The sequence below is a fragment of the Bartonella sp. B1099 genome (assembly GCF_944801835.1).
GTDB lineage: Bacteria > Pseudomonadota > Alphaproteobacteria > Rhizobiales > Rhizobiaceae > Bartonella.
Genome location: NZ_CALYLN010000001.1, coordinates 578,259 through 592,052 on the forward strand (window position 1 = coordinate 578,259; position 13,794 = coordinate 592,052).

Annotated in this window: 9 protein-coding genes; 2 read left to right on the plus strand and 7 right to left on the minus strand. The window is 41.1% G+C overall.

Annotation, left to right across the window (positions count from 1 at the left end):
• Positions 1–267: 267 nt before the first annotated feature.
• The 3 genes from NNJ73_RS02595 to htpX all read right to left on the minus strand — a co-directional run bounded on the left by NNJ73_RS02595 (position 268) and on the right by htpX (position 4,515).
• Positions 268–1,983, minus strand: a complete 1,716-nt coding sequence (locus tag NNJ73_RS02595; RefSeq protein WP_254492584.1) for a heparinase II/III family protein — start codon at positions 1,981–1,983, stop codon at positions 268–270.
• A 64-nt stretch (positions 1,984–2,047) separates the two neighbouring features.
• A complete protein-coding gene (locus tag NNJ73_RS02600) occupies positions 2,048–3,412 on the minus strand; it encodes an RsmB/NOP family class I SAM-dependent RNA methyltransferase (RefSeq protein WP_254492585.1) in 1,365 nt (454 codons plus the stop codon).
• A gap of 59 nt (positions 3,413–3,471) precedes the next feature.
• Positions 3,472–4,515: a zinc metalloprotease HtpX gene (gene htpX, locus NNJ73_RS02605; protein WP_254492586.1), complete on the minus strand. Its 1,044-nt coding sequence runs from the start codon at positions 4,513–4,515 to the stop codon at positions 3,472–3,474.
• A gap of 87 nt (positions 4,516–4,602) precedes the next feature.
• On the opposite strand from htpX, the gene NNJ73_RS02610 reads away from it, so the two are divergent.
• The gene (locus NNJ73_RS02610; RefSeq protein WP_254492587.1) at positions 4,603–4,818 is read left to right on the plus strand and encodes a DUF1674 domain-containing protein; all 216 of its coding nucleotides are present in this window, start codon (positions 4,603–4,605) and stop codon (positions 4,816–4,818) included.
• A gap of 153 nt (positions 4,819–4,971) precedes the next feature.
• Here the strand turns inward: NNJ73_RS02610 and rpsP are convergent, their stop codons facing one another.
• The 4 genes from rpsP to NNJ73_RS02630 form a co-directional block, all read right to left on the minus strand.
• Positions 4,972–5,346 (minus strand): 30S ribosomal protein S16, encoded by a 375-nt coding sequence (gene rpsP, locus NNJ73_RS02615; protein ID WP_005774248.1) that lies wholly within the window; start codon positions 5,344–5,346, stop codon positions 4,972–4,974.
• Positions 5,347–5,361: 15 nt separating this feature from the next.
• Positions 5,362–5,691: a chorismate mutase gene (locus NNJ73_RS02620; protein WP_254492588.1), complete on the minus strand. Its 330-nt coding sequence runs from the start codon at positions 5,689–5,691 to the stop codon at positions 5,362–5,364.
• A 24-nt stretch (positions 5,692–5,715) separates the two neighbouring features.
• Positions 5,716–7,278 (minus strand): signal recognition particle protein, encoded by a 1,563-nt coding sequence (gene ffh / locus NNJ73_RS02625; RefSeq protein ID WP_254492589.1) that lies wholly within the window; start codon positions 7,276–7,278, stop codon positions 5,716–5,718.
• 241 nt (positions 7,279–7,519) lie between these two features.
• Complete coding sequence (locus NNJ73_RS02630; RefSeq protein ID WP_254492590.1) at positions 7,520–8,176, minus strand: carbonic anhydrase; 657 nt, start codon at positions 8,174–8,176, stop codon at positions 7,520–7,522.
• Between the two features lie 275 nt (positions 8,177–8,451).
• On the opposite strand from NNJ73_RS02630, the gene NNJ73_RS02635 reads away from it, so the two are divergent.
• A complete protein-coding gene (locus NNJ73_RS02635; protein WP_254492591.1) occupies positions 8,452–13,161 on the plus strand; it encodes an NAD-glutamate dehydrogenase in 4,710 nt (1,569 codons plus the stop codon).
• Positions 13,162–13,794 lie beyond the last annotated feature (633 nt).

Below are 13,794 nucleotides of genomic sequence, written 5' to 3' on the forward strand. Positions count from 1 at the left end.
AGATTCTTAAAATCAGTACCAATCTGTCAATAATGGTCTGTCAACATCCCCATTTCCGCTAGAGCATCCTCTCTTCTTAACACTAGCACATGAGATTCTATAGGCAAATTTTACCTCAAAATATTCATCCCACACACTTACAAAAAATGCTTCCGTGTATAAAAATTTACACAGTCCTTCAAGAGGATATACTCCCAATAAACGATGATATTTTAGGACACGAAAATAAAACGCAATAGACGATAAGAACAATGTTTTGATTTTTTATCAAACGGCTTGACGAATAAAACGCCAGCGAACCTTTTCCTGAAATGCAGGGCGAAAATATAAAACGATCTGCTGTGTCCGTTGTGGACCTGCTAATTCCGCAAAATCAACCGAATCTTCAAGATAAATATCCGCATCAGGCGAAATAAAATACCATACTTGCTCGCCCGCTACGTGTTCGTTCTTTACCGCTAAACACACACGCTCACCATCATAGTTAACGTCAACTTGTGGATGAAGATGAAACCGAACAGCAACATGATCTTGTTCACTTTGCGCCCTTTTATGTTTTTTCCCCTCTTTATTGGGCATAAAAAAGCGATCAAAACCTTCGATCATATCTCCACTCGTCGCCAAAATAAGACCACGCTCATGAATAAGATTAAAGGAGCGCACATAACCATTATGGCTCGCAATAAAACCTGTTTTCTCAGAATCCTCTATACGGCGCACTTGAACATCAGTTGGACCATCAAACAAAAGGGAAGCGCCATTTTTCTTTTTTTTGTAAAAAACGCCCACCGAACAATCATTAAGTGTCGCAGTTGAATGAGCTGCAGTAACACGCCCTAAATGTCGATAGTCCTCCCGCCCATCAGGATTAACACCGGTATTGATAATAAAACGGTGTCCTTGTGAAGACATTTCAAAAGACAAACATCCCGAACAAGCCTGCTGTGCTACAGAGCGTGGTGGAAATTTTCCTGTATCGGCAAGAATTGTTGTTTGATTGGCTTTTAAGCGCTGAAACCCTGAATAACGCGCATAACTAAAAGGATGTCCTCCTGTTTCATCAAGCTCCAAAAGTGTCGATAACCGTTCCGACACGAGGGCACCAACCCCATTAAAATGCGCCAATGTTTGATCCTCATGGATAAAGAATCGTAAAGCTGGCAACATGCGCTCAACAGAATCAATCAAAATACGGGGTGCTGTTTCATTACTTCGCATAAAAAGGCAACGTAAAGATAATAAATCTGATAATAAATTAAGCAAAATGATAGGACTACGGGAAATATGCCCACCATCAAGCAAAATCTGAAGCGAAAGCTCTTCTATAAGCGTGGTTTGGACCTTTTTTTTCACGGCTGCAGAAACAGGCAAAGCAAGAGATGCAAACGTCAAAGCTGTTGCTGCTTGTAACCGTTGATCATTGTGCTCCATACTGCAAATTGTTACGCGCAAATAACGGAATTGCAAACCAAGTGCACGTAAAAAGCGTTTTTCAAACCGCTCGCTTGCCCCTTCTAACAACATTTTTGAGTGACAAATCCACGAAATCAAACGCCGTGCGACAACAGGACCACTCCAAGCAAGCCCTTTTACCTTTTTACCAGCATGGTCCAGCCAATCTTCTAAAAGAGAACGTGCATGCGCTGCAGCTAAATCACTTTCTGCTGCTTCCATATGGCGCAACCAATGAAAATCATGCAGAGCCGCTTCCCATTCGGGCGTTGGCGCAACCAATGAAAAGGGTGAAACAGCACCAGAATGAACAATATGACCAGCAAAAGCAAAACGACCGTGATAAAATTCATGCGCCATCATCGGATCAGCCACATGCAAATCAATGGGATGGGCTAAAATTTTATGAGGACGAAACCCTGAAAAACGCCAACGAAACAATGGTCCAACCCATAAACGTCGCATAACATGCTGTAGCGTATCGATACAGGCTGCTATCTTTACCTGAGGAGCTTTTACCGCAACCGCCAAAATTCCATCTCCATCTATGCTGAATCAAATACAATTTCGACCATTTTTGTAAATGAAGCGTTAATTAAGCAATTTTTCGTAAACGCGCGGCAAAAAAACCATCCATTCCTAAAAAGGCAGTTTTCTCAGAATCAAAATTTTTATGACAAAAATCTGCCGGCGACGTGCGCAACATCCCCTCACAAAGCAAATGTGTGAGCTCCCCCATTTCTTCTGGATCAATAGGGTCTAAAACAATATCATTGCGTGTTGATAAAATTTTCTCAATGAGATCTTCACCTTCTTCTCGCGCCAATGAACAATTGGAAAAAACAATCCGTCCTCCCTCCTTTACCAAAGCAATGGCGGCGACCAGCAAATCATATTGCAACGCCGCTAACTTGACAACATCATCCCTCGATTTCGTCCATAAAATATCGGGATGACGACGGATTGTTCCTGTAGAAGAACAAGGAGCATCAAGAAGAACCGCATCAAAAAGCTGTGTGGGATGGAAATTTCTCACATCTCCCTGCCAAATGTGAACGGAAAAATGCAGCCGTTCCATATTTTCTTTTAAACGCTTGACGCGGTTAGCAGAAAGCTCAATGGCTGTCACCTCTGCCCCTTGCAAAGCCAATTGTGCTGTTTTTCCCCCAGGACTCGCACAAAGATCAGCAATATTTTTACCCCGAAGCTCTCCCAATAAATAAACAGGCAACGCTGCGGCAAAATCTTGAACCCACCACGCCCCCTCACGATAGCCTGGTAAATCAGAAACAGAACATGCCAAACGATTCAATCGAATAGAACCATTAGGCAACACCACACCGCCAAGTCTCTCCGCCCATCCAACACAATCGGATTTTACTGTCAAATCGAGTGGAGGCTCCACACTTTGAATTTCTATAATTTGACGCGCCTTCTCTATTCCATAAGTTGATACTAAAAGCTCTCCAAACCACGCTGGAACACCTTCAATGGTCGGAATTTGTTGGCGTAAAGATGCCGCCTCACGCGCAACATTGCGCAAAAGAGCATTTACCACCCCTGAAAAACGGCGCATACGAGGATCAAGTTTCGCCACACGCACAGCTAAATCAATAGCGGCATGATCGGGAATATCAAGATAAAGAATTTGCGCCACACTGATATGCAAAAGATGCTGAAGTGACAGTGCTTGTAAAGGCAAAGGGCGCGCTAAAAAGCGCGAGAGAGCCGCCGCAATCGGCCCCCGATGACGCAATGACGTTGTCAAAATAGCCCGACACAATAAACGATCTCGTTGTGAAAGCTTTAAATATTGTGGGTGCCCGTGTTCATTATCCGTTAAACCAGAAAGAGGCGTATCCTTATCAACAACCGCCCCTAAAAGACGCACACACACCTGCCGAACAGCCAATCCTGGAACATCTTTTTCAGACACATGCCCCGCTTTTTTGTGTTTCAAAATAACACCTTTATATCACTGCTTCCTCAAGAGATCTCCTAGAAATCTCCTCAAAAACTCTATGAACGAGAACTTTTTGAATTTTCATAACGAAGCCAAGAAGGACGTTTTGTGACTCGCTGAAAAGTGTCATCTTCTTTCTCACCTGATGCATGAGCCTGACTGCGAAAATCTTCATAATTTTTCTCGTTGCTTTTTTTATTTATAGCGTCTTCTCTATTCCATCCGCCACTTTCAGCAAGAGCCCCTTTCATCTCTTCTGCTTGCCGATAAAGAGCAGCAATACGATTTGCCGTTGCTGGATGTGTTGAAAAAAGACTATCCGCTCCCTCACCGCGCAAAGGATTGATAATAAATAGATGCGCGGTTGCTGGATTATGCTCTGCCTCTTCATTGTAAACCCCATGCCCACCATCAGCAATTTTACGCAATGCCGAAGCTAACCATAAAGGATTACCACATATTTCAGCGCCTCTCCGATCCGCAGCATATTCACGCGTACGGCTAATGGCCATTTGCACGAGCATTGCAGCAAAAGGTGCCACGAGCAATGCAATAAATCCTCCAATTGCCCCCGCACCATGAGAATCCTCCGAAGAGCTACGCTGTCCTCCCATAAAAAAAGCAAAATTACCAAGCATTGAAATTGCCCCTGCAATCGTTGCTGTTAGAGTCATGGTTAAGGTATCGCGATGCTCAATATGTGCGAGCTCATGCGCCATAACGCCAGCAATTTCTTCTGCACTTAACCGCTCTAACAAGCCACGACTCGCAGCAACAGCAGCATTTTGAGGATTACGTCCTGTTGCAAAAGCATTCGGCTGCACGCTATCAAGCACATAAACCTTTGGTTGAGGAAGAGAAGCTTTTTTAGCTAAATCGCTTACGATTTTATAATAAACGGGTGCGGAATGCTGATCAACCTCACGCGCCCCGTACATACGTAAAACGATTTTATCTGAATTCCAATAAGAAAAAAAGTTTAAACCACTTGCCATTAAAAGAGCAATGACCATACCACTGCCCCCTCCAACAAGATAACCAACCCCCATAAAGAGGGCCGTTAAAAAAGCCAAAAGCATGGCTGTACGCATTATGTTCATTACTCAAAAAACTCCATGATAAAAGTCTACCAATGCTATATATATGATGGGGTTTTCTTTCTGCTTCTTCAATGGAATAGGTGTAAAATGAATAAAAAAGATGAAAAAACAAGCCCAAAAAATTCAACTATTGTTAAACAGCAATCTCTTCCTCCCGCAGCACAACGCGCCCTTAAAGAAGCTGAAGCAAGGCGAAAAGACGAAGCAAAAAAAGAACACCCGTTGGAAAACGGTGGACGTGGCGGCAAAGACCCTTCCCGCTATGGAGACTGGGAAATTAAGGGCCGCGCCATCGACTTTTAAAGCCATAGATTTTCAAAATTGAACTTTTAAAACAACCAACGCCGTTTTAAATAAACATTCTTTTAAAGAAGATCCGTTTTTGATTGGCAAAAACGGATAATATTTATTCTCCTAGAATTTTTTTAAAAAGCGTTGATTAAGCAATCATGCTTCTTATTCTGAAGCAGATTCTGCGTCAGCCGCAGCTGCTGCTTCCTCTGCTGCCTGCTTTGCTGCTGCTATACGTTCTTGTGCTTTTTTACCCGGTTCACCTTTATGTGGGTTATTGCGGGTTGGACGTTTTTTTAAGCCAGCGGCATCTAAAAACCGTAAAACGCGATCTGTTGGTTGAGCCCCTTGCCCAAGCCAATATTGGATACGTTCTTCATTAAGTTTCACCCTCGGTCCATCTTTAGGCAACATTGGATCCCATGCACCAACACGTTCAAGAAATCGCCCATCGCGCGGACTACGAACATCCGCCACAACGATATGATAATAAGGACGTTTCTTTGAACCTCCACGGGACAAACGAATTTTCAATGCCATATTTTTCTCCTATTGTCAGCTCTGGCTTTCGTTTAAATTGACTTTTTTTGTTTTTTGCTCTTCAGCAATAACTTCATGATGACGCACAACTTCTTTAATAATAAACTTTAAAAATCTTTCAGCAAAATCAGGATCAAGATGACTTTCCATAGCCAATTGCCGCAAACGTGCGATCTGATGTTGCTCACGCAGAAGATCTACTTTAGGCAAATCATAACGGGCTTTTAAGCGCCCAACAGCCTTTGTACAACGAAAACGCTCTGCTAAAATATGAATCAAAGTTGCATCAAAATTATCAATAGATGCTCGTAAATGCGCCAATTCGTTTAATACTGTTTCCTGCATCACATTCCTTTCCCTCTTTGCATCTTATTTTTTCTTAAAATGCTGAGGAAGTTTTCCCCTATCGGCAATGCCATTGGAAAGACCAGGAAATGTAGGATCACGTCCGGGAAGTCCGGGCAAGACCTTCCCTCCATGGCCATTTTCAATCTGTTTTTGAAGCGTTGAAAGTTGCTTCAGATCCAATCCCGATAAATCAGGCACAGCTGAAGAATCTGCACCTCCCATCCCTCCAAAACCCATTTTGGAGCCAAGGCCTCCTAACATTTTTCCCATAAAGCCGCTTTTGCCTTTACCACCCATGGCTTTCATCATATCAGCCATTTGGCGATACATCTTCAAAAGTTTATTAATATCAGCCGCCGTTGTCCCAGACCCCTTCGCAATTCGTTGTTTGCGGCTATGTTTTAAAAGCTCCGGATTCGCACGCTCTTGGGGTGTCATGGATGAAATAATAGCCAATTGACGATTAAACAAACGATCATCAAGACCCGCCGCCGCAATCTGCTCTTTCACCTTACCCAATCCTGGCAACATACCCATAATACCGCCCATTCCACCGAGTTTTTTCATTTTTTGCAACTGTTCTGCAAGATCATTCAGATCAAATTTTCCGGCCTGCATTTTTTTTGCAAAAGCAGCAGCTTTCTCATGATCCATTGTTTCAGCCGCTTTTTCAACCAAAGAAACAATATCGCCCATTCCGAGAATACGATCAGCAATACGACTGGGATGAAACTCTTCCAAAGCCTCTATTTTTTCACCAGTTCCAATGGCTTTAATTGGCTTGCCCGTCACAGCACGCATAGAAAGAGCCGCACCCCCACGCCCATCACTATCCATCCGTGTTAAAATAATTCCTGTAATCCCTACACGCTCATCAAAAGAACGCGCAAGATGAACAGCATCTTGCCCCGTCAAACTATCAGCCACCAACATAATTTCGTGAGGAAGAGAACATGCTTTAATTTCAGCCAATTCAAGCATCAAAGCTTCATCGATATGATTACGCCCTGCAGTATCAAGAAGAAGCACATCATAACCGCCCAATTTAGCAGCTTGCACAGCACGTGCAGCAATATCAACGGGCAATTGTTCCGCAATAATAGGCAAAGTTGCAAGTTTTGCTTGTTCTCCCAATTGGCGCAATTGCTCCTGTGCAGCGGGACGACGTGTATCTAATGACGCCATGAGAACTTTTTTATTGTGCTTATCAGTGAAACGTTTTGCAAGCTTTGCTGTTGTGGTTGTTTTTCCGGAACCTTGCAAACCAATCATCATGATAACAACGGGAGCAGGTGCATTCAAATCACTCAGAACGCTTTCATTTCCAAGAATACGAACCAATTCATCATGAACAATTTTAACCACCATTTGGCCTGGTTTAATTGATTTAACAATCTCAGTCCCAACGGCTTTTTCCCGCACCCTATCAGTAAAAGAACGAACAACATCAAGAGCAACATCAGCTTCTAATAAAGCGCGACGAATTTCACGCAGCGCCTCTGCAACATCCTGATCCGACAAAGCACCACGCCCCGTCAAATGAGACAGGATAGAACCAAGTCGCTCTTGTAAGGATTCAAACATTATTTACCTCATTGTTTCCGAACAAAGTTGCATAACAAACAAACCAAAAGAACACCCGAGAACGCATCGCGCCGTCGAATGTTGACCTCTGAGATCTCTTCATACCCTTAAACTGGGGTCTCAGTCGGTGGCTCCAAGTTAATTTTGTCACTGAAAGCTTGCTCCTTCAAACAATAAAACCCCAGCTTTGTCAAGTTTTATCATAAAATGTCTTTATATGAAGAAATAAAAACAACAAATACTACACTTCAAAACTTTCAACTTCAACACACATAAAACACCCTGTTTCCTGTTCCATATTCCATAATTTTCCGCTAGAGATATCAAACCAAACCCCATGCAATGTTAAAATACCTTGATCTTTTCGGAACTTTATCCACGGAAACGTCTCTAAATTTCTCAACGAATGGCGAATAGAAAGCTGCTCTAAAGCCGTTTGTTTTTCTGGCCAAGAGAGCGACTTATTATTCAAAACGATTTCTGCGGCTGGTGCTAAAAGACTAATCCATTGGCCAATAAAATCATTTGACGATAAAGATTTACACGTCTCCTTAAGAGCCGTAAGAACCCCTCCACAATGGGCATGCCCAAAAACGACAATATGTTTCACCTCAAGCAATTGCACGGCATATTCAAGAGCCGCTGATGTTGCATGATATTGGTTATCAGGAGAAAAAGGAGGAACCACATTTGCCACGTTGCGCAGGGTGAAAATTTCCCCTGGTTTAGCATCAAAAATCATTTCTGGGACAGCACGCGAATCACAACAAGCAATAACCAAAACTTCAGGTTTCTGTCCCTCAATTGCCAATTGCTGATAATCTGCTGTTTTATATAAAAAATGATTATTTATAAAGTTTTGATAACCACTTAAAAGTCTTTCTGGTAAACGAGTCATTCTCTCTTTACTTCTAATTCTCTCTTTACTTTCATTTCGTATATTTAGAAAAACAAACTATTACCATACAAAAATACTAAAAAGTCCCTTTTGTTGATGCAAAATATTTCTTTAAAGTGCAAATTATTACTAAAAAAGAGCAAAAACAAAGTCATTCTTTTCAAATAAAGAGCTATTTTCTTTAAGAAGAAAGTGTTACAGTATAAAAAGATATAATGGTCTTCTTTTAATGTGAAGACAAGAAAAGACCTCTAAGAGCAAAAAGGGAGAGAAATGTGTTACAACAAAAAACAATAGAAACAAAAAACACACCAGACAAAATAGAAAAAATCCTTTTTGCTCAAACTGATAAAGAAGATATTGCTTATTACGAAAATAAAGAACTTCAAAAAGCCGCAGCCATCGCAGTAAAAGCTTTTAATCTCCATCAGGCAGGAAAAAATACTATCTGCTTTGAACAAAATTTAACCCGCAATAACAGACCTATAACTGTTATCACCCTTGTCAATGATAACAAACCTTTTCTTCTCGATTCTATTTTAAATCTCGTCAATCAACACAAAAACCATATTTATTTGATTGCACACCCTATTCTTGATTGTACTTCTGGAAAACGCATCAGTCTGATGCAAATTCACATCGAGTCTTTAAACAAACAGCAGATACAAAAACTTGAACATGAACTCACCTTAGTTCTTAAGCAGGTTAATGCTGCTGTACGAGACTGGAAACCTATGCTTGAAGAAGTTGAAAAGCATATTCATGCCTATCAAACAAGCCTTCCCTCACATTACAAACAAGAAGGCGAAAAGGCTATTGAATTTCTTCACTGGCTCACAGACGATAATTTCATCTTCCTTGGCATGCGCACTTACAACTTCATCAAAGATCAGAAACCTATAAAATCTTTTACAGCGAGTAACGTCGAACTTGGTATACTCGCGGATGCTTCTATTCATATTGTTGACGATGAAAGTATGAAAGAACCACCCCAGGAAGTCTTATCCTTTATGGAAAGTGATAACCTGTTCATTGTGACAAAAGCGAACAGCCGCTCCAAAATTCACCGTTCCGTTTGGCTCGATTATATTGGTCTTAAAATCTTTGATAAAGAAGACCAGCTCTGTGGAGAATTACGTATTGTAGGGCTTTTTACCTCTTCAGCTTATACACGCTCTATTTTGCAAATTCCTTTTTTAAAAGAAAAAGCCCAAACCATCATTCAACGCCTTGGACATAATCACGCTGATTATTCAGGAAAAGCCCTTATCAGTGTTTTAGAAACCTATCCAAGAGATGAAATGTTTCGTGTTGATGTTGATACACTAACAGAAAATGCCAAACTTATCCTGCAATTAGACGAACGTCCACGTTTGCGGGTGCTCGTCCACACTGATTCTTTTGGACGTTTTGTTTCTATCCTTGTCTATGTACCCCGTGACCATTACAGCAGCAGCCTCCGTGAAAAAGTTGGCGAACATTTTGTTGAACTTTACAAAGGCGACTTTTTTGAATCCTATCCGCTATTTCTGGAAAGCACTCTTATCCGTGTCTATTATATTATCCATCGCAAAGTAAGCGAAATTGTTCCACTTCACGAGCGCACCACACTTGAACAACATGTTCGTTCAATCGCACGAAGTTGGGAAGATAGTGTTCAAGCCATCGCTCTTACCCATAAAACAACAGAACCACAAACCCGTCTAGCCAGTGAATTTCCCAACAGTTATCGTGATTTATTCTCAACAGAAGATGCCATTAAAGACGCCGGACATATTCTCAGTCTTCATGATGATAACCCCCTTTTTGTGACCTTTTATCACGCGCAAAACAAAGAAAAACAGAACATTTCTCTTCGTCTCTTTCACCGCCATGAAGCCCTTGCTCTTTCCAAACGTGTTCCACTGCTTGAAAATATGGGATTTCGTGTTATTGCTGAACAAACCCTTGAATTACCAGATGGCAACGGGCAATCTGTATATCTTCATGATATGCAATTAGAGAGTACTTTCCAGCTCAGTCTCGATTTTGAAAAAGACGGTCAAAAGCTTGCCGAAACTTTTGAAGCCATTTGGGCACAAAATGCTGATAATGACGCCTTTAATGCCCTCACCCAAACAGCTGAGCTTGATTGGCATGAAATTGTTATTTTGCGCCATTACGGGCGCTATCTCCAACAAGCTGGAATTCCTTACTCGCAAGATCGTGTCGCCCAAACTTTAAATGCTTATCCTGACATTACCAAAGAGCTTTATGCTTTATTTCATTTAAAATTTCATCAAAGCCATACAGAAAAAGAACGAGCAAAAAACCAACAGATTATTCAAAGGCGCATTGAAGAAAAATTACAGAAAGTATCTGGTTTAGATGATGATCTTATCTTACGCCGGTATAGTAACCTTATCGATGCGAGTTTACGAACGAATGCCTTTACACCTCTTAGCGATGGCAGTCCACGGCGTATTTTAGCCACCAAATTAAATCCACGCCAAATTGAAGGTTTGCCTGAACCACGCCCTTATCGAGAAATTTTTGTTTATGGACCAGAAGTTGAAGGAGTCCATTTGCGTTTTGGACCTATCGCTCGTGGCGGAATTCGGTGGTCTGACCGCGCACTCGATTATCGCACTGAAGTGCTTAGCTTAGTCAAAGCCCAACAAGTTAAAAATGCAGTTATCGTTCCTGCAGGGGCAAAAGGTGGCTTCTATCCCCATCGCCTTCCTCAAACAAGTGATCGTGCTGTTATCATAGAAGCAGCGCGACAAGCTTATACGGACTTTATAACAGCTTTGCTCTCCATCACAGACAATCTGGTTAACGGCAAAATAAGTGCGCCCCACAATGTCATCTGTCATGATGACCCTGATCCCTATTTTGTTGTTGCAGCCGACAAAGGAACAGCAACCTTTTCTGATACAGCCAACGCCATCAGCCAAGCAAACCATTTTTGGCTCGATGATGCTTTTGCCTCTGGCGGCTCAGCAGGTTATGACCACAAAGAAATTGGGATTACAGCGAAAGGTGCATGGGAAGCCGTTAAAAGACATTTCCGAGAATCATTTAATCAGGATATTCAAACAACGCCCTTCACCTGTGTCGGTGTTGGCGACATGTCTGGTGATGTCTTTGGCAATGGAATGCTCCTTTCCAAACAAACAAAATTGATTGCCGCTTTTGATCACCGCGATATCTTTATTGATCCAGATCCGAACATAGAGGAAAGCTATGCAGAGCGTGCACGTCTCTTCAAACTACCTCGCTCAAGCTGGCAGGATTACAACCAAAGCAAATTATCAAAGGGCGGTGGTATTTTCTCACGAAAAGAAAAAACCATTACGCTCTCCCCTGAAGCAGCAGGGGCTATTGGTTTCGAAAAACAAACAGGAACCCCCTTTGAAATTATCTCTGCTCTTCTCAAAGCCCCTGTTGATCTTTTATGGTTTGGTGGCATTGGGACTTACATCCGCGCCACAACAGAAAGTGATGCCCAAGTAGGTGATCGTGCAAATGATGCAATACGCATTACCGGAGAACAAGTGCGTGCAAAAATTATTGGTGAAGGGGCTAATCTTGGTGTTACGCAGCGTGGACGGATTGAATATGTCTCAAATGGTGGTCGCTGCAATACGGATGCCATTGACAATTCAGCCGGCGTGAATTGTTCTGATATTGAAGTCAATCTCAAAATTGTTCTTGCATCAGCACTTCGTGCTAAAACACTCACCCGCGAAGAACGCAATAAACTCTTGAAAAAAATGACTCCTCAAGTCGAACAACTCGTCTTGCGCAACAATTATCTACAACCGCTTGCTCTTTCTTTAGCAGAAAGCCAAAGCACTGCTGATTTACCCTATCAAATACGTTTTATGCATGATTTGGAACAAAAAAAGCTTTTAGATCGCAGAGTTGAAGTACTCCCTGATGAGCAAGTTTTACGGCAAAGAATAACCCAAGGCAAAGGTCTTATCCGTCCAGAACTCGCTGTTATTTTCGCCTATGCTAAATTAACGCTCAAAGAAGAAATTGCTCATAGCCCCATTGTTGATGATGACTATTTCAACAGAGCCTTGCTGAATTATTTTCCAACCCAAATTCAAGAAAATTTTGAAAAGGAAGTCATTAACCATCAATTGCGTCGTAATATTATTGCAACGCTGATTGCCAACGATCTTGTCAATCGTGGAGGTCCCACTTTTGTTAAGCAACTCCACGATGCAACAGAACAAAAGACTGAAAATATTATTCGTGTTTTCATTGCCATCCGTGATGGTTTTGAAATTCCTCAACTATCTGATCAAATTGATAAGCTTGATAATAAAATACCCGGTCTTGTCCAAAACAAACTCTACGCAGCAATGACCCCAATGCTCTTTGAAACAACAAATTGGGGTTTACACAACATGGATCTCTCACGTCCATTAGAAGAAATTGTAGAAACAATAAAACAAGCCCGTAGTGTTATTGAAAAAGAGCTTATGCATTCTCACGATAATGATATTAAGCAAAAGATTGAAGAAAAAGCACGACACTACAGTGAAGAAGGGGCTCCAAAAGCATTAGCAAAACAACTGGCTCTCTTGGAAGCTGCTCCAACCATCTGTGACATTTCTTTAATTGCAAAACAAAGCAACAGCGATCTTATTAAAACTGCAGAGATCTATTTCTCACTTGCGCAAATCATTCGTATCAACCGAATTAACGAAGCAAGTCGTATTATTCCTGTAGTAGATTATTATGACAGTATGGCTTTAAGCCAAGCCAAAGAAAGTATTTCCGAAAGCTTACGGCAAATCGTCATTAAAATTCTCAAAAATTATGGAAAAAAAGAGAATCCTTTTACCACTTGGAAAAAAACAGAAGAAGATCATATTCACAATGTCACAAACCGTATTAGTGCCCTTATTGAAAATGATCTCAATATTTCTCGTTTTACTTTTGCAGCAGGGTTGATTTCTCAACTGCAAAATACTGGCTTTCAAACTTAACATGACTATAAAACAATCCAGTTTAAAAATTTCCGTTCCATTCTACCAGATCAAACCAGCAAAGATGAAGCGGGAGTTTTTGTTTTGAGATGCAGCACCCAAAATAAAAATTCCGCTCTCTATCACAACAGAATTACTTATAACAATTTCAAAAAGACAACAGGAATGGATTTTAACAATTAATTTCTCAACGTAAAAACATCAATTTTCAGATTTAAAAGCAGTATGTTTGAGAAAAATATTAAGAAGATTCTGTACTTTACGAGCTGTCTTAGCTTTTATATACTAAATTGGAGCAAAAAAAAATTGTGTATCTCGGTTTGTGTAATCTCTAAAACAATAGTCAATCTCATTTAGGGAAAACGTAGAGTTTTAAAGGTATAAATCTGTTCCCATCCTTATCATCATTTTTTAATTTAGCTTTACGGATTTCAAAAGAATTTAGAGCAATATTTTTAAAACAATAGAGATTTTTGATTGCCTCACGCTTTTGTTTATCACGTTCTTTAAGAAAGTCACGACTTTCACATAAAACAAAGCGCCCCAAACAAAATACACTGCGTCGCATATTCATCGGCGTGTTTTAAAACGACATCTCTCAAAGCGCACCCTAGCACATTTCACGGCACCGAC